This window comes from Collinsella sp. CLA-ER-H6 (genome assembly GCF_040092305.1).
Classification (GTDB): domain Bacteria; phylum Actinomycetota; class Coriobacteriia; order Coriobacteriales; family Coriobacteriaceae; genus Collinsella.
Window position 1 is genome coordinate 1 of the sequence record NZ_JBBNLS010000003.1, and the last position, 17,580, is coordinate 17,580.

Consider the following 17,580-nt stretch of genomic DNA (forward strand, 5'->3'; position numbering starts at 1 on the left):
CATTTCCCCGGACAGGACCACCTTTGCCGCCGAGACCTTGAACTGCCTGTCGTATCGCTTTCTTCTTTGGGTCATCTTGAACACCTTTCGCTCTTAACTAGGTGTCCAATTCATCATACCCACTCCATCCTTCGCCCCCATTTTCTATCTAAAAAATGAATATCAATTCGAATCGAGCTCCGAGATTGAGGCCTGCCGATTCGCGTCGACCATTGCATTCTACGCGGCGACCTACGGCTCTGGTGACGAGGCCAACGATAAGGACTACGGGTGCCCCGGCGGTTTCGATGGCGAGAGAATCGAGACCATGGAAGACCTATTTCTTCTTACTGTCTTCCAGATATATACCAAGCTTCTGCTTCCGAACGAAGGGTAAGAAATAACACGAGGCATTCGTTATTTGACTCTGCCTAATTCTGCCAAATTCATTTTCGATACCTCACTCATTTCCTTCATTACTTGGGCATACTTAAATCAGAAATTGGTCGTAGGGCGCGACCAACGAAATCAAAAGAAAGCCCACTGAGAAGATGTCTTCAATCTCTTTGGGTTGGAGGCATTTTCTTTTTCGAAGAGTCTGCATGAATTCTAAAAATGTCTTTTTGACAAACTCGTTCTACAAAGAACATCCAAACCATCTAGTCTGCTCTTTATACTCGGATATAAACACTAAGGAGGTAGACGTGTTTTGGAGCTATGTTCAGCTTGATGACGGCACTCAGTTTGCCTACTCAGAGACAAGAGATGACGGGACCGTTCGCGTAGCCGTCGAGCGTCCGGTTGACCTTGGCTTTGACCATGCAGAATGCTTCTTGCCTGCGGTTAATTGGTTCAATGTCGAAGGATTTTCTATTGACGATCTGGATTTTTTACCGAGTTCGTTAGATCAAACGCCCCATTTATCTTCGAGCTTGCAGAACGGCAAAAAGCCGGACCGGCGGTTTCGGCGCTGGCCCCCTGACGTCTACTGTTGAACGGCAAATAACCCATGATTACGCCTACCGACATATCCACCGCCGCCTCCCGCGTGCTTGCTCAATACGACGTCAGCGAAGCATATTAATTTGGCTCGTTTGCCCGAGGCGAGCAAACGCCCAATAGCGATATTGACTTGCGCCTAGTCTGCGGCAACGCCATGACGTTCGGCACGCTTTACGAACTCTCCCATGAGCTCGAGAGGGAACTTGGGCGAAAGGTTGAAATCGTCACCAACCCACCAGAGCACATGCGCCCAGCATTCCGCAAAAGCATCAAGCAGGAAGAGATACGCCTTTATGTCTCAACATAAACGAAACGATGAGCTTACGGATACAACCCTACAGCCCTGTCCTCCCAAAGAACCTAACGCCGAAAGCCTAGAGGCCATCCGCGAAGGGGATGCGTTCTTTGCCAGTGGAGAACTAGGTCGTTTCGACAACTCCGCCGACCTTATCAATGCAGCTCTAAATGCCCCTGAAATGTGAGAAAACTCAATCACCAAAGAGACGGCCGTCTTGGAGGTGCCAGATCGGCGAGGTACGTACCTCGCCATTTTTGTCCTTCGACGGATAGCGGTACTATCCAGCCTTCTGGCATAGCCCGAGAGCCGACGAGCGCGACCGTGTGACTTCTGGGTTTGCCTTGCAGCTCTTCCCATTCATTTGTATGCTTGACTTTGATTTTGGTCGTAAGGCGCGACCAACGGAATCAAAAGAAAGCCTGCCGAGAAGACCTTGGTCGCAGAGCACGACCAACGCAATCAAAACAATGCTCGCGGAGAAGGCGCTTTCAATCGCATTGATTGGAGGCGCCTCTAATACCAAGAGATATCTACTCTGCCGGAGAGCCAGGAGCAAAGGTGGCGGTCGAACGCGCCTGATAACGGGTATCGCTCTAACGAAACCAGTACTACGCTTGGATCCAGGACCTCGTTTCCGGAAGCCGCACGACCAGTGGACTCGCCGAAGAGTTGCGCCGCGGTTGCATTGTGGGCGCGGGCGACCCGTCACCCGTATAGAATCAAACCATCCGCACGCCAGTTATTGAATGGATTGGACACCACATGGAAATCCCCGGCACCCTGTGCGGCAATGTGTACGACTTCGCGTTTTGCCCCGAGCCCTGTTACGAGCGCTTGGCCGACCTCGCCGACCCCGAGGACTGGGGTCCCGGCAACCGCATCCTCAAAAACTACCTGTCGTTTTCGTTTAGCCGCGCGGTGTTCTTAACCGAGCGTGACGCGGACCAGACCGCCCCGTCCAACTTACCGCTGGTGTTCGACGACGACCGATGCCAATTCAACACCGGCCTTTACACGCGCCGCTACGAGACCATCTACGGCCTGTTTGAGCCCAACACCAAGCCCGACGCGCGCCAGCGCTGGTTTTTGAAGGGCTTCTTTAAGGAGAGCGACCCCATGCTGGTCTCGTTTGAGTACCTGCCATGCCGCGTGCGCTTTGCCGAGGACCCCTCCGAGCTGGTCTTTGACTACCGCCTGCCCATCCGCTCCAACATCGACCACATTCTGGGCGACGAGGAGAACCTGACGCGCATTCCCGCCAGCCTGATGGGGGAGGGCAACTCGCTGCTGCTGCGCCGCGCCTTTGAGGGAGCTGTCGTCGAGGCCGCCCGCCGCGCCGCCGCCAACTATACGCTCGCGGTGCCGCAGTTCTACGGCGGCCGAATTCAGCTGCTTCTACCGCTGTGCCTAACTGGCGACAAGCCCGAGCTGGCGCTGACCATCCAACGCGAGGACGGTTTCTACGCAGCGCGCACCTGCCTCACGCTCGACATGGCCTACAACAACGCACGACTTATCTGCCGCCCAGAGACCTCGTGGATCAAGCGATAAAGGTCGGTCTACCTGCTGGTTTGTCGTCCACCCTGATTGCGGTGGCGCGGTTTGCGCCCACGAATTTACAATCGAGGGCAAAAAGTTCTTGGTAAACCACGCACGGCTATGTTAGTATCTCTTTTGCCGAAAGGCGACGGGCGATTGGCTCAGGGGTAGAGCATATCCTTCACACGGATGGGGTCACAAGTTCGAATCTTGTATCGCCCACCATCTAAAGTACAGGTCAGAGGTGTTAAGCCTCTGGCCTTTTTCTTTTTGACACCAAGGGTGATTCCAAAACGAATCGTAGTCGTATAAGGCGTCATTTTTTTCGCACCCTTTTTGCTGACGCCATTGCATGTTTTGTATAAAACGCATGCGTATTTTCATTGAATTCCCCATGTGATCCGCGCGCAAATGTGGAGACAGGGACCACATGCCCAAAGCTCCTTCCAGCGGTTTTCTATCACACGACGGTTTTTCGGCGGAACTCGGCATGCTTTTGTCAGCATTTGGTTTGCTTCCCGTACTTACCCGCATGATACCCCGGTAGATAATCGGCCATGCCCGCAATCCGCACGGCCTACGGTCGAAACCAGGGGAGGCCACATGGACGAAATCGTCTGCGCAAACACCGCATTCCGCTACTGGCGCTGCCCACCGCAGGTGCATGACCTCTACCCGCGCCTACCCAGCTCCGATGACGGCTGGCGGGCCCTATCCCAAGCCCCTTTCGTAACCGATGTCCTCAAGACCCCGATTATCGCTGTTGCTTCGCCAGGTTGTTGTAATCACCACTCGGGATTGCGCTCCACTATTCGCTGGGAAGGGGCTTCGGATACCGGCACAACAACCGACACTCATTTAGGCTTTAGCGTCACCAATCCGCTTAACACGTTATTTACTATGACACGCTTTGTGTCCCAAATAGATCTCGTACTGGCTATGTACGAACTTTGCGGCTGGTTTTCTGTTTTCGAGCCGACCCCCGCTGTCGAAATGCAGTTAAAAATCGCGTTAAAGGAGAATCGCAATTCCAGCACGCAGGATCTGTTCGAACTTGGAGAAGGCGAAGACGAGATTCCTTGGAAACGAGTTTATGCCCGCACAACCGTAAAGGTCCCAGCAAATGAAGGCCAAACGAACAATCGCGAGGATGGAAGAGAGGTTACGAAACTCAAAGGTACTTCGCTTTGGATGAGAAAGCCACTCATCGAACTGAGCGACTTGCATCGATTCGCCGAAAAGGTCAAAAGTCAAATGTGGGGAAAGCAGTTTTATGATGCCGCTCAGCAGGTTATCGGCATTGCTGCATCTCCACTCGAGGTCGCGGGGGTCCTGCTTCTAAGTCGTTCTCGACGTCTAGGTGGTTCAGGATTCAGATACGTATACCTCAACGATTTAACCCCTCTATCCGAGGAAGCCCAAAGCATCGCAGGTCAAAAGGTTTGCTACGGTGACATCGTGATTGTAAACCCAATCCTAATGAAGGCAGCAATTATCGAAATCCAAGGTGAGGTCATCCATGGGTCAGGCGCGGTACTTGACCAAGATGCGGAGCGCATGACTGCGCTCCAGAGCATGGGTTTCGATGTGTTCCTGGTAACCCACGATATGCTTAACGACAAAAAACAGCTAGACGCCATAGTCAAAAGCGTCTGCAGTCGTTTGGGGATTCGATATAAAGCCAAATCCGAGGCAATGAAGCGCGCCGAGACGCGACTGCGAGCAAATGTTCTGTGCAACTGGTTGGAACTCGGAAATTAGCCGGCAACAAGGCGCTAGAACGACCTAGTTTTCCTGCTAGTGAATTAGTATCATTTCAAAACTACGCCGGATTACGGGGCTGGACCCGGACCGGCCGTCCATACCCTGCATTTCGCTGAATGCGCAAGTCGTCTACCTGCGGTTTTGATTTTACCGATTACGGCATGCTCGGGGGTTCCCGGCCTGGCCCCGTAAACCGGCATGGTTTTGAAATCGCCGGGTCGGCGGGAGCGCGATTGGCCCCGATAATGGGCCCGGCGCCGGCGGGATGGTCGTTGGGCGGATGGCGGCCCGTGGGGTGGAAGCGAAAACCGGCGAGCGGCGGAACCCGAGATGCCCTGGGCGCGCCCCGCGGGCCGGATCCGGCATCGCGGGTCCCTTGCCCTCGAGTCCGTGCCGCGCTCTCGTCCCAGCGGCGCCCGCACCTCCGGAAAGTTTTTCCAAAATTGTCCTTGCATCGCCGTCCGAGTTCCCGTATAGTACTTCTTCGCACGGGGGCGTAGCTCAGCTGGGAGAGCGCTTGACTGGCAGTCAAGAGGTCAGGGGTTCGATCCCCCTCGTCTCCACCCGAGCATTGAATGAGGCTCCAACACAAGTTGGGGCCTTTTTTCATATAGGCACACAAGGTCAAAGGCGGCACCATGATCCTCCTGGTCGACAAGATCGTGCGTTGAACGGGCGCCGCGTGCATGGTAGTATTTCACGTCGTGGTTCAAGATGGGTGGCCTGTTCTATTGGCCTCTATTGCACGCGCCATTTTATAAGGGCTCTTGGCGCAACGGTTAGCGCAGGGGACTCATAATCCCTGGGTTCTGGGTTCGAATCCCGGAGGGCCCACCAGAGAATCAAGAAGCCGGGCAAATAGCCCGGCTTCTTTTTGCTAAAGTTCCCACTCCACATGCCTGCGAAATTGTCTTGATAAACGTTTTCGGTCAAATCCACGCAATAGTTAATGCTGATTGACAAGAACCATTTCAAAACTACGCCGGATTACGGGGCTGGACCCGGACCGGCCGTCCATACCCTGCATTTCGCTGAATGCGCAAGTCGTCTACCTGCGGTTTTGATTTTACCGATTACGGCATGCTCGGGGGTTCCCGGCCTGGCCCCGTAAACCGGCATGGTTTTGAAATCGCCGGGTCGGCGGGAGCGCGATTGGCCCCGATAATGGGCCCGGCGCCGGCGGGATGGTCGTTGGGCGGATGGCGGCCCGTGGGGTGGAAGCGAAAACCGGCGAGCGGCGGAACCCGAGATGCCCTGGGCGCGCCCCGCGGGCCGGATCCGGCATCGCGGGTCCCTTGCCCTCGAGTCCGTGCCGCGCTCTCGTCCCAGCGGCGCCCGCACCTCCGGAAAGTTTTTCCAAAATTGTCCTTGCATCGCCGTCCGAGTTCCCGTATAGTACTTCTTCGCACGGGGGCGTAGCTCAGCTGGGAGAGCGCTTGACTGGCAGTCAAGAGGTCAGGGGTTCGATCCCCCTCGTCTCCACCCGAGCATTGAATGAGGCTCCAACACAAGTTGGGGCCTTTTTTCATATAGGCACACAAGGTCAAAGGCGGCACCATGATCCTCCTGGTCGACAAGATCGAAAAAAGCTTCGGCGCGCGCGTCCTCTTTAGTGGCGCGTCCTTCCAGATCAACCCCGGCGAGCGTTTTGCGCTCGTGGGACCCAACGGCGCCGGCAAAACCACCATGCTCAAGATCATCATGGGCATCGACAGCCCCGACGCCGGCCAGATCCAGTACGCAAAGGACTGCCAGGTAGGCTACCTAGAGCAGGAAACCAACCTGGAGCACAAGGACACCACCATCCTTGCCGAGGTCATGGCGGCCGCCAAGGAAATTCGCCGCATGGGCGAGCGCGCCAACGAGCTGCAGGCCCAGATCACCGAGCTCTCCGAACAGGGGAAGGATGTCGACGCGCTCCTCAACGAGTACGGACAGGTCCAGGACCGCTTTGAGCACCTGGGCGGCTACGAGCTCGAGAGCAACGCCCGCAAGATCCTATCTGGCCTGGGCTTTAAGGTCACCGACTTTGAGCGCCCGTGCTCCGAGTTCTCGGGCGGCTGGCAGATGCGCATCGCGCTCGCCAAGCTCTTCCTGCGCCACCCCGACCTGCTGCTGCTGGACGAGCCCACTAACCACCTGGACCTCGAGAGCGTCCAGTGGCTACGCGGCTTTATCGCCAACTACGACGGCGCCGTACTCATCGTCAGCCACGACCGCGCCTTCATGGACGCCTGCGTCGACCACGTCGCCGCACTCGAAAACCGTCGCGTTACCACCTACACCGGCAACTACAGCAGCTACCTCAAACAACGCGAGGACAACCTGGAGCAGATGCGCGCCAAGCGCGCCGCCCAGGAGCGCGACATCGCCCACATGCAGGTCTTCGTCGACAAGTTCCGCTATAAGCCCACCAAGGCCGCCCAGGCGCAGGAGCGCATCCGCAAGATCGAGCAGATCAAAAAGGAGCTTGTCATCCTGCCCGAGGGTCACAAGCACATCGACTTTAAGTTCCCCGACCCACCGCGCTCCGGCGACATGGTCGTGGGCCTCGAGGGTGTATCCAAGTCATACGGCGACAAGCACATCTACAGCGATATCGACCTCAAGCTCTACCGCGGCGAGCACGTGGCGCTCGTCGGCCCCAACGGCGCCGGCAAGTCCACCCTCATGAAGATCCTCGCCGGCCTAGAGCCGCCCACCACCGGCACCCGCGACCTGGGCACCAACGTGGGCGTGGCCTACTACGCCCAGCACGCGCTCGAAGGCATGACCGAGTCCAATACCGTCCTACAAGAGATTGACACCGTCACGCCCAAGTGGACCGTGCCGCAGCAGCGCAGCCTGCTGGGCGCCTTCCTGTTTAGTGACAACGACGCAATCGAAAAGCAGGTCCGCGTCCTCTCCGGCGGCGAAAAGGCGCGTCTGGCACTGGCCAAGATGCTTGTGGCCCCCGAGGCGCTCCTGTGCCTGGACGAGCCCACCAACCACCTGGACATCGACTCGGTGGATATGCTCGAGAACGCCCTGCAAAACTTCCCCGGTACCATCGTACTGATCAGCCACGACGAGCACCTGGTACGCGCCGTGGCCAACCGCGTGATCGACATTCGCGATGGTAAGGTCACGGTCTATGACGGCGACTACGACTACTATCTCTATAAGCGCGAGGACCTCGCAGTCCGCGCTGCCGCCGAGGCTGCAGGGGAGAGCGCGCCTGCCGCGGCCAAGTCCGCTAAGGTCACCGCGGCCCAGCCCGATGCGCCCGCCGCCGCTTCCAAGCCTGCCGAGGGCAAAAAGACCAAGGAGCAAAAGCGCGCCGAGGCCCAGGCCCGCGCTGCGCTCAACAAAAAGCTCAAGGGCGTGCGCAACCAGCTCAAGAAGATCGAGGCGGAGCTCGACAAAAAGCGCGCCCGCTATGACGAGCTTATGGAATTGATGGCAAGCGAAGAGCTTTATGCCGATCAGGACAAGTTCAACGCCGCGCTGGGGGAATATAACGGCCTTAAGCAAGAGCTGCCCAAGCTCGAGGACGAATGGCTGGAGCTTTCCACCCAGATCGAAGAGGAGACCGCGCGTGAACTCTCGTAAGGCCGCTGCCGTGGCGATGAGCATCATCGCCATCGCCTGTCGCATCTGCGGCATCTTTATGAGCGCGATGACCGTGCTGCTGTGCTTTAGCGGCCTCACCGCCAAAATGCAGATCGTGGGCTTTGTCGTTGAGCTTTCGCGCGCGCTGCCGAGCGCCATCGCCGGCTACGGCGTCATCACCTCTCCCTTTGGCGGCGTGTTTCGCTTAGATTACGCCATTGTCGCTGTGATCCTGTTTGTAATTGACTACCTGCTCACGCGCGCCTCGCGCCGCGTCCGCTAGGGGAGCACCATGTCCAGCAGCTACTTCATGAACCTGCTCGCCAGCGCCGTTGCCGTTATCGTCGGCATCGTGATCCACGAGAGCGCACACGCCGCCGCAGCCTGGGCACTCGGCGATAAGACGGCGCGTTCGCGCGGCCGCGTGTCGCTCAACCCGCTCAACCATATCGACCCGTTTGGCACCATCATCCTGCCGCTGCTTATGCTTGCCGCCGGTGGCCCGGTGTTCGCCTTTGCCAAGCCCGTGCCCGTCTACCTCAACAACCTCAAGCGCCCAAAGCGCGACGAGGTCCTGGTGAGCGTGGCCGGCCCCGCATCGAACATTGCACTCGCATGCCTCGCGGCCGCCCTCATGCACGCAACGTACGGCAACCTCTACACCAGCATGTCCTTTGCCGTGGCGTCCCAAATCATGAACTTCGGCGCCACGTTTATCGTGGTCAACCTGTCACTAGCGTTTTTTAACCTCATCCCGATCCCGCCGCTCGACGGCTCGTCGATTTTCGTCCCGTTCCTCAAGGGCAAGGCGCTCGCCAACTACTATCGCCTGCAGCAATACGCCATGCCTATCCTCATCTTGGTGCTGTACCTGCTGCCCATGTGGACCGGCATCGACGTGATCGGCCGCTATTTCGACGTTACCGTGTATCCGCTTGCTGAACAGCTGCTCAACTTCGCAATCGCCGGCATCTAAGGTAAACTTACAGGTCGGCCGTGCAAAACGATCGTAACATGCACCCAAACCGCGCCGCGAAGGCGCCGTCAAAGGAGGTCGAAGATGTCGTATCGCGTGTCGACGCAGGTCTACAGCGGACCGTTCGACCTGCTGCTGCAGCTGGTAACCCGCCAAAAAGTAGATATCGGCGCCATCTCTATCAGCGAGGTGGCCGAGCAGTATCTTGCCGAGGCCGAGCGCATCGAGGCGCTGGACCTGGATGTGGCGAGCGACTTCTTGCTGGTCGCGGCAACTCTTTTGGACATTAAGGCAGCCTCGCTGGTACCCCAGGAGGCCCCGCGCAAAACAGACGACGATGACGAGGACGACGAAGACCTCGAGGAACTCAGCGCGCTCGACGGCGACGCCCTGCGCGAGGTCCTGATCCAGCGTCTGATCGCCTACAAGCAGTTTAAGGGCGCGGCGGCAGCCCTTGGCGCGCGTATGCAGGCCGAAAGCCGCATGCATCCGCGCGTGGCCGGCCCCGACCCCGAGTTTTTGGGCCTCATGCCCGACTACCTGGCCGGCATCACCCTGCGCGGCCTGGCCGTTATCTGCGCCGACCTGGATGGCAAGCGCCAGACCTTCCTGCTGGAGGCCGAGCATGTGGCGCCGCATCGCGTACCGCTCGACCTGACGGTGGCCTCGGTCGACCGCTTTACCATGGCGCACCAAACCTGCACTTTCCGCGAGCTGTTGGACGGCGATGCCACCACCGAGCAGCTCGTCGTCACCTTCCTGGCCATGCTCGAGCTCGCCAAGCGCGGCTCGCTCACGCTGAGCCAGGACGAGATCTTTGGAACCATTCAAATCAACCGCGTCGAGGGCGCCGAGGCCTATGTGCCCGGCGAGGGCCCCGAGCTCACCGAATAGGAGCCGCAACCATGTCAACCCTTTCCACGCTGGAGGCAAACAGCCTTAAAGGCGCCCTCGAGGCACTGCTGCTGGTGTCGAGCGACCCGGTGAGTGCGCCCGCGCTGGCCGGCGCACTGGATATCGCCCCCGGCGAGTGCGCGTCGCTGCTCGCCGAGCTCAAGGTTGAGTACGAGGAGGCCAACCGCGGCTTTCAGCTGCGCGAGGTCGCCGGCGGTTGGCGCCTGTTCACGCACCCCGCCTACCACGACGTGGTCGAGGCCTATGTGTTGAGCTGGGACACGCAAAAGCTGTCGCAGGCGGCGCTCGAAACCCTGGCCGTGATCGCCTACCACCAGCCCGTGACGCGCGAGGTGGTCAAGGGCATCCGCGGCGTCAACTCCGACGGCGTCATCGCGTCGCTCGTTGACAAGGGTCTGGTGCGCGAGCTCGGCCGTGACCCCCAGCGCGGTCAGGCCATCAACTACGGCACGACCAACGCCTTCTTGGAAAAGTTCGGCCTGCGCTCCACCCGCGACCTGCCCGATCTGGAGCAGTTTGCCCCCGACGAGCAGTCGCGCCAGTTTATCCGCGAGCGTCTAAGCGGCCGCAGCATTCAGTCCACGCTCGAGGAGCAGGCCGAAGACCTGGACGAAGAGCGCGAACTGCTCGATACCGATGTTGCGGCAGTCGAGGACGAGGATACGCTGGACATCGACGAGACCTCGGAGGATTTGCATGACGAGGACTAACGAAGTAGGGGAGACGTGCACCGTGGGCAACGCGGCACCCGCAACCGACGCCCAGCCCGTCTATCCGCACACCATGCGCCTGCAGCGCTTTTTGGCACGTGCGGGCGTGGCGAGCCGCCGCGGCTCGGAGGACCTGATGACCGCCGGCCGCGTGACCGTCAACGGCCAGGTCGCGACCGAGCTGGGCACCAAGGTCGATGTCGACCGCGACCACATCGAGGTCGACGGCATGCCCGTCAAGCTCAACCAGGGCGCCGTGTACCTGATGCTTTACAAGCCGACCGGCTACCTCACCACCATGAGCGACCCGCAGGAGCGCCCTTGCGTGGCCGACCTGGTCCCCCGCGACCGCTTTCCGGGACTGTTCCCGGTGGGCCGCCTGGACCGCGACACCACGGGCCTTTTGCTCTTTACCACCGACGGCGACCTGTCACAGGACCTGCTGCACCCGAGTAAGCACGTCTACAAGACCTATCAGGCGCTCGTGGACGGCCACTTGACCGATCGCGACTTGGAACCGCTCCGCCGTGGCATCGAGCTCGACGACGGCCTATGCCAGCCGGCGATCTGCCGAATCATTAACGCGCGCGAGGCCGAGGCCGTAGCTCCCCAGGGCGTCAAGCCCGGCACCACCGCCGTGGAGGTCATCATCCGCGAGGGCCGCAAGAACCAGGTCAAGCGCATGCTGAGCAAGATTCACCATCCGGTAATCCGTCTGCATCGCTGCAACTTTGCCGGCCTGGAGCTCGAGGGCGTGGCCAAGGGCTCGTGGCGCGAGCTCACCGACCGCGAGGTACAGGTCCTCAAAAGCGGCGGCATCCCGCCCAAGCAGGCGAGCGCCAAGTGCAACGGCGGCAAGCCCCAAGACACGCCCGCCAGCCGCACGCGTCACCACGGCAGCCACGGCTCCGCACCCAAGCGCAACACCTACCGCGAGCGCTACACGGGCTAGGCAACCCGCCGCGCCCTAACGCCCGCGAACCATACCAGCACGTCAATCATCGAAAGGAAGCATTGCATGATCGTCGCCATCGACGGCCCCGCCGGTTCCGGCAAGTCCACCATCGCCAAGGAGATCGCCCGCCAGCTGGGCTTTAACAAGCTCGACACGGGCGCCATGTATCGCGCCGTCACCTTCGCCGCGCTCGACCGTGGCATCGATTTGGACGACAAGGCGGCAATCGACGCCCTCGCCGAGCAAATCGAGATCCGCTTTACCAACGGCACCGGCGAGGACACGCGCCTGACCATTGACGGCCAGGACGCTTCGGCCGCCATCCGCACCCCGCAGGTCGACGCCAACGTGTCCAAGGTCTCGGCCTATCCGGGCGTGCGCGCCGCCATGCTCATCCACCAGCGCCGCGCCGCCGAGGACCGCGATATCGTCGCCGAGGGTCGCGACATCGGTACCGTCGTGTTCCCTAACGCGCAGGTCAAGGTCTTCCTGACCGCCGACCCGCGTGAGCGCGCCCGCCGCCGCGTGCTGCAGCGTCACCAAAACGACGCCCAGCCACTCACGTCCGAGCAGCTCGAAGCCGAGGTCGACGAGACCCTCGACGCCCTTAAGCAGCGCGACAAGCTCGACAGCAGCCGCGAGGTCGCCCCGCTCGTGCCCGCCGAGGACGCCGTGCACGTCGACTCCACCGCCCACACCATCGACGAGGTCGTCTCGATAATCGAGGACCTCATTAACCAAAGGAGGTAGCCCATGCGCCTGTTTAAGCAGACGCCCGAGGACTATTACAACGCCCCCTACGCCGAGTTCCCGGCGCTCATCCGCGGCACTGTCGTCGTGGTTATGGCCATCCTTTGGGCCTTCTCCAAGCTCATGTGGCGCTGGAAGGTAGAGGACGCCGATCTTCTGTTTGAGCGCCAGGAAGGCCGCGGCAGCGTGGTCATCTGCAACCACACCTCGATGGCCGAGCTCCTGGCCGTGGAGACGGCGCTGTTCTTTGGGGGCCGCCGCATTCGCCCCATCTTTAAGTCCGAGTTCGCCAAGAGCAAGATTGTGCGCTGGGCCTTTAGCCGCGTTGGCGGCATCCCCGTCGAGCGTGGTACTGCCGACATGAAGTGCCTGCGCGCCGCCCAGCATGCGCTGCAGCGCGGCGAGGACGTCCTGATCTTCCCCGAGGGCACACGCATCCGCTCGCGCGAGATCAAGCCCGAGGTCCACGGCGGCTTTGCGCTCATCGCCCAGATGGGCAAGGCGCCCGTCAACCCGCTCGCCATCTGCGGCTGGTCCGACATCACGCCCGCAGGCAAAAAGCTCATGCGTCCCAAGAAGTGCTGGATCCGCGCCGGCAAGGCCGTCTCGCTTTCCGACGCACCCGCCGGGCTTAAGCGCACGGAGCGCCTGGCCTGGTTTGAGTCCGAGGCCATGAACCGCGTCTACGCTATGCGAGACGAGCTGTGCGCCGAGCATCCGGGCAGGTTCTAGCCATGAGTGAAAACGTGACGAACACCGCCGCGGCTACGTCCGACCAGGCAACCGCGCCGACAATCGAAATCGCAGCCCACGCCGGCACCTGCTACGGCGTACAGCGTGCGCTCGATATGGCGCTGGCCGCCGCGCCGCAGGCAGGGGAGAGCACTCAGGTCCATACCTTGGGTCCGCTCATCCATAACCCCATCGTGGTACGCGAGCTCGCTGAGGCAGGCGTTGGCTTGGCCGAGAACCTGGACGACGCATCGTCGGGTACCGTGATCATCCGCGCCCACGGCGTGGTGCCACAGGTGATCGATACTGCCCGCAAGCGCGATCTCAACGTGGTCGACGCCACCTGCCCTTACGTCAAGAAGGTCCACGTGGCCGCCGAGCGGCTGGTGCGCGAGGGCTATCGCGTACTCGTCGTGGGTGAGCCGGGCCATCCCGAGGTCGAGGGCATTCTGGGTCACGCCGGCGATGATGCGCAGGTCGTGAGCTGTGCCGCCGACGCCAACGCCTTGTCGCTCAAGGGCAAGGTAGGTCTGGTTGTGCAGACCACCCAGACCGCGCAGAACCTCGCCGAGGTCGTGGCAGCTATCACCCCGCACGTGCAGGAGCTGCGTGTGATCAACACCATCTGCGCCGCCACGAGTGAGCGTCAACAGGCAGCAGCCACACTTGCCAACCGCTGCGACTGCATGGTCGTGGTGGGCGGCAAGAACTCGGGCAACACCCGCCGCCTGGCGCAGATTTGCGCAGACGCCTGCGAGCGCACGTATCACATCGAGGAAGCTTCCGAGCTCCAGGCCGCGTGGTTTACCGACGCTCACCACATCGGCATCACTGCCGGAGCCTCCACCCCACAAGAACACATCGAACGCGCCGTCACGCGCATCAAGGAGCTTTGCCGCTAACCATGGACCAGACCGTACCCGCATACGCTGCCGAGGTGGCCGATTACGGGCGCAGCCGCGACCCCGAGCCGGGTGAGGGCGCGCTCGTTAAAAACGTGCGTCCCGAGTCGCCCGCATGGGATGTGGGTATCGAGCCGGGCATGCGCGTGCTCACGGTCAACGGCGAGCAGCTCACCGACATGATCGTATGGCTTTGGGAGGCCGACGATGATACCGTCGACCTCGAGGTTTTCGACCCACGCGACAACACCGTCACCTCCGTCGAGCTCGACCGCTTCCCGGGCGAGGACTGGGGCCTGGAGTTCGACGGCCCCATCTTTGACGGCATGCGTACCTGTGTGAATGCCTGCGTGTTCTGCTTTATGACTATGCTGCCCAAGGGTGGCCGCTCCACGCTCTACATCCGCGACGATGACTATCGCCTGAGCTTTTTGCAGGGCAACTTTGTCACGCTCACGAACCTCACCGACGAGGACGTGCAAAACGTCATCCAGCGCAACATGAGCCCCATGAACGTGTCGGTCCATGCCGTGAGCCCCGACGTCCGCCGTCGTATGATGGGCCGCAACGCCCAGCGGGGCATGGACGTACTCGAGGCCATCATGGCCGCCGGCATCGAGATTCACGCGCAGATCGTGTTGTGCCCCGGCATGAACGACGGCGAGGAGCTGGAAAAGACCCTGCGCTTTTGCGAGGAGCACGAGCAAATCACAAGCCTGGGCATTGTGCCGCTCGGTTTTACCAAGCATCAGAACCGTTTTAGCTGGTCATACAGCGACAGGCCCGAGCTAGCGCGCGAGACCATTGCCATGATCCGTCCCTACCAGGACCGTGCCTTCGAGCGTTTTGGCCGCCACACCTTCCAGATGAGCGACGAGTTCTACCTGGACGCCGGCATCGATCCGCCCGAGGCGGACTTTTACGACGGCTATCCGCAGTACTACGACGGTATCGGCATGATCCGCTCATACCTAGACGAGACGGACGATGTGCTTGCCGCCGATACCGAGCGACTGGCCCGCGTCCGCGAGGCCATCGCCACTCGCAGCCAGCACCTGCTGTGCCTCTCGGGCGCCAGCGCACGCGACACGGTGGCCCGCTTTGTGGAGTCGCCCCGAGGACTCGCCGGCACTGTCACGGCCATCAAGAATCGCTACTTTGGCGGCAACGTGGACGTAACCGGCCTCATCGTCGCGTGTGACATACTGGAGCAGCTGCCGCAGGATCTCTCTGGGGTTATGCTCTTTGTGCCTAAGCTCATGTTCAACGCTGACGGCATGACGCTTGACGAGTATCATCGTGACGATTTACTCGCAAGCCTTACCAGTCGCGGCGCCGAGGTTCATGTGGTGTCGACCATGCCGCATGAGCTGCTCGATACCCTGGAGCACATCCTTGGCATTGTGCCTGCCGACTCTAACACTTCCACTGACCCTACCCATTAAAGGAGAGCAGATGAAACCTATCGTCGCCGTCGTCGGACGCCCCAACGTGGGCAAGTCCACGCTCGTTAACCGCCTGGCCCAGACCTCGGACGCCATCGTCCACGAGTCCCGCGGCGTCACGCGCGACCGCTCGTACCACACGGCCGATTGGAACGGCCGCGAGTTCACCATCGTCGACACGGGCGGCATCGAACCGCTCAAGAGCGATGACGTCTTCGCCACGTCCATTCGCGACCAGGCCCTCGCCGCCGCCGAGGAAGCCGCCGTCATCCTGTTTGTGGTCGACGGCCGCACCGGCGTCACCGAGGAGGACGAGTCGGTCGCTCGCATGCTCAAGCGCTGCGACAAGCCGGTCTTTCTGCTGGTGAACAAGCTCGACAACCCCGATCGCGAGAACGACAGCATCTGGGAGTTCTATTCGCTCGGCATCGGTGAGCCCACGCCGCTCTCGGCCCTGCATGGTCATGGCACGGGCGACCTGCTCGACGATATCGTGGCCCTGCTTCCGGAGGAAGAGGACGAGGTCGCCGATGAGTTCCCCGACGCGCTGAACGTCGCCATCATCGGCCGCCCCAATGCCGGCAAGTCGTCGCTGTTCAACCGCATCCTGGGCGCCGACCGCTCCATCGTGTCCAACATTGCCGGCACCACGCGCGACGCCATCGACACGGTCGTCGAGCGCAACGGCAAACACTACCGCATGGTCGACACTGCGGGCATCCGTAAGAAGAGCACCGTGTACGAGAATATCGAGTACTACTCCATGGTTCGCGGCCTGCGCGCCATCGACCGCGCCGACGTGGCGCTGCTCGTCGTCGACGCCTCCGTGGGCGTCACCGAGCAGGACCAGAAGGTCATGGGCTTGGCCATCGAGCGCGGCTGCGCCATCGTGGTGCTGCTCAACAAGTGGGACCTGCTCGACGACGACCGCAAGCGCGAAGCCTGCATGGAGACCATCGATCGCCGTCTGGGCGTCATGGCCCCCTGGGCCCAGTACCTGCGCATCTCTGCCCTGACCGGCCGCAGCGTCGAGAAGATCTGGGCGATGGTCGACGCCGCCGAGAAGACGCGCTCGCAGAAGATCAGCACCTCGCGCCTCAATACGTTCCTCACCGACCTGCGCGAGTTCGGTCATACCGTGGTAGATGGCAAGCGCCGCCTGCGCATGCACTACGTGACCCAGACGGGCGTCAACCCGCCGACGTTCACGCTCTTCGTCAACCACAGCGACTTGGTCAACGACACCTACCAGCGCTATGTGGAGAACCGCATGCGCTCGACCTTCGACTTTGCCGGCACGCCCATTCGACTCTTCTTTAGGAAGAAGGAGCAAAAGGATGCATAATCCGATTCTGCTGACCGTCATCTGCGCCGTGGTCTCGTTCTTTATCGGAGCGATTCCGTTTGGCCTGATCTTGGGCCGCGTGTTCAACCACACGGACATTCGCAAGGCGGGCTCCGGCAACATCGGCACCACCAACGCGCTGCGCGTGGCCGGCCCCAAGGTGGCCGCGCTCACGCTGCTGTTCGACTGCCTTAAGGGTGCCATCTGCGTCCTTATCGCGCGTCCGCTTATCGCCGACTTGGGCTATGGCTTCCCCGTGAGCATTATGGCCCCCGGCGCCGCCGGCGACTGGATGCTCGGCGTCATCTGCCTGGCAGCTGTGTGGGGCCATATCTTCTCGCCCTACCTCAATTTCCATGGCGGCAAGGGTATCGCGGTTGGTCTGGGCGTCATCCTCGCCTGGTACTGGCCTATTGGCCTGTCGCTGCTGGGCATGTTTATCGTGGCCGTCGCCATCACCAAGTTTGTGTCGGTGGGCTCGCTTGCCGCTGCCATCGGTCTTCCCATCGCTGCCTGCGCGGTCTTTCCGTACAGCAGCCTGGGACTTAAGTTTTGCATGGCGATGATCGGCATCACCGTGGTGTGGGCCCATCGTGCGAACATCAAAAAGCTCATGACGGGTAAGGAGTCCAAGCTCTCGTTTACCAAGCGCGTCACCGAGCCCGACGATAAGTAGG

Annotated in this window: 15 protein-coding genes and 4 tRNA genes; all 19 read left to right on the forward strand. The window is 60.8% G+C overall.

The genetic code is table 11. The features are described 5' to 3' along the window. The first annotated feature begins 581 nt into the window (after positions 1-581). The 19 genes from AAAX77_RS01545 (at position 582) to plsY (ending at position 17,579) form a co-directional block, all read left to right on the forward strand. A complete protein-coding gene (locus tag AAAX77_RS01545) occupies positions 582-974 on the forward strand; it encodes a hypothetical protein (RefSeq protein ID WP_349104447.1) in 393 nt (130 codons plus the stop codon). Between the two features lie 1,067 nt (positions 975-2,041). After that, a complete protein-coding gene (locus AAAX77_RS01550) occupies positions 2,042-2,830 on the forward strand; it encodes a DUF3825 domain-containing protein (protein ID WP_349104448.1) in 789 nt (262 codons plus the stop codon). A gap of 138 nt (positions 2,831-2,968) precedes the next feature. Then, positions 2,969-3,043, forward strand: a tRNA-Val gene (locus tag AAAX77_RS01555). 378 nt (positions 3,044-3,421) lie between these two features. Further along, positions 3,422-4,579, forward strand: a complete 1,158-nt coding sequence (locus tag AAAX77_RS01560) for a hypothetical protein (protein ID WP_349104449.1) — start codon at positions 3,422-3,424, stop codon at positions 4,577-4,579. Positions 4,580-5,072: 493 nt separating this feature from the next. Continuing rightward, positions 5,073-5,145, forward strand: a tRNA-Ala gene (locus AAAX77_RS01565). A gap of 198 nt (positions 5,146-5,343) precedes the next feature. Further along, a tRNA-Ile gene (locus AAAX77_RS01570) sits at positions 5,344-5,419 on the forward strand. 572 nt (positions 5,420-5,991) lie between these two features. Continuing rightward, positions 5,992-6,064, forward strand: a tRNA-Ala gene (locus tag AAAX77_RS01575). Between the two features lie 75 nt (positions 6,065-6,139). Beyond that, the gene (locus AAAX77_RS01580) at positions 6,140-8,173 is read left to right on the forward strand and encodes an ABC-F family ATP-binding cassette domain-containing protein (protein ID WP_349104450.1); all 2,034 of its coding nucleotides are present in this window, start codon (positions 6,140-6,142) and stop codon (positions 8,171-8,173) included. Beyond that, entirely contained in the window at positions 8,160-8,456 is a 297-nt protein-coding gene (locus tag AAAX77_RS01585) for a hypothetical protein (RefSeq protein WP_349104452.1), read from the forward strand. The genes AAAX77_RS01580 and AAAX77_RS01585 overlap by 14 nt, the downstream gene beginning before the upstream one ends. A 9-nt stretch (positions 8,457-8,465) precedes the next feature. After that, the gene (locus tag AAAX77_RS01590) at positions 8,466-9,149 is read left to right on the forward strand and encodes a site-2 protease family protein (protein WP_349104453.1); all 684 of its coding nucleotides are present in this window, start codon (positions 8,466-8,468) and stop codon (positions 9,147-9,149) included. 84 nt (positions 9,150-9,233) lie between these two features. Next, positions 9,234-10,043: a segregation/condensation protein A gene (locus tag AAAX77_RS01595; protein WP_349104454.1), complete on the forward strand. Its 810-nt coding sequence runs from the start codon at positions 9,234-9,236 to the stop codon at positions 10,041-10,043. Positions 10,044-10,054: 11 nt separating this feature from the next. Further along, entirely contained in the window at positions 10,055-10,774 is a 720-nt protein-coding gene (gene scpB, locus AAAX77_RS01600) for an SMC-Scp complex subunit ScpB (RefSeq protein ID WP_349104455.1), read from the forward strand. Further along, positions 10,761-11,726 carry a pseudouridine synthase gene (locus AAAX77_RS01605; RefSeq protein ID WP_349104456.1) on the forward strand — a complete coding sequence of 322 codons (966 nt, stop codon included), beginning with the start codon at positions 10,761-10,763 and terminating at the stop codon, positions 11,724-11,726. The genes scpB and AAAX77_RS01605 overlap by 14 nt, the downstream gene beginning before the upstream one ends. 66 nt (positions 11,727-11,792) lie before the next feature. Next, complete coding sequence (gene cmk / locus AAAX77_RS01610) at positions 11,793-12,479, forward strand: (d)CMP kinase (RefSeq protein WP_349104458.1); 687 nt, start codon at positions 11,793-11,795, stop codon at positions 12,477-12,479. Positions 12,480-12,482: 3 nt separating this feature from the next. Beyond that, a complete protein-coding gene (locus AAAX77_RS01615; RefSeq protein WP_349104459.1) occupies positions 12,483-13,211 on the forward strand; it encodes a lysophospholipid acyltransferase family protein in 729 nt (242 codons plus the stop codon). 2 nt (positions 13,212-13,213) lie between these two features. Next, the gene (locus AAAX77_RS01620) at positions 13,214-14,113 is read left to right on the forward strand and encodes a 4-hydroxy-3-methylbut-2-enyl diphosphate reductase (protein WP_349104461.1); all 900 of its coding nucleotides are present in this window, start codon (positions 13,214-13,216) and stop codon (positions 14,111-14,113) included. Between the two features lie 2 nt (positions 14,114-14,115). Further along, positions 14,116-15,558 (forward strand): DUF512 domain-containing protein, encoded by a 1,443-nt coding sequence (locus AAAX77_RS01625; RefSeq protein WP_349104463.1) that lies wholly within the window; start codon positions 14,116-14,118, stop codon positions 15,556-15,558. Between the two features lie 10 nt (positions 15,559-15,568). After that, positions 15,569-16,903 (forward strand): ribosome biogenesis GTPase Der, encoded by a 1,335-nt coding sequence (gene der / locus AAAX77_RS01630; RefSeq protein ID WP_349104464.1) that lies wholly within the window; start codon positions 15,569-15,571, stop codon positions 16,901-16,903. Beyond that, positions 16,896-17,579, forward strand: a complete 684-nt coding sequence (gene plsY / locus AAAX77_RS01635) for a glycerol-3-phosphate 1-O-acyltransferase PlsY (protein ID WP_349104466.1) — start codon at positions 16,896-16,898, stop codon at positions 17,577-17,579. The genes der and plsY overlap by 8 nt, the downstream gene beginning before the upstream one ends. Position 17,580: the final 1 nt, after the last annotated feature.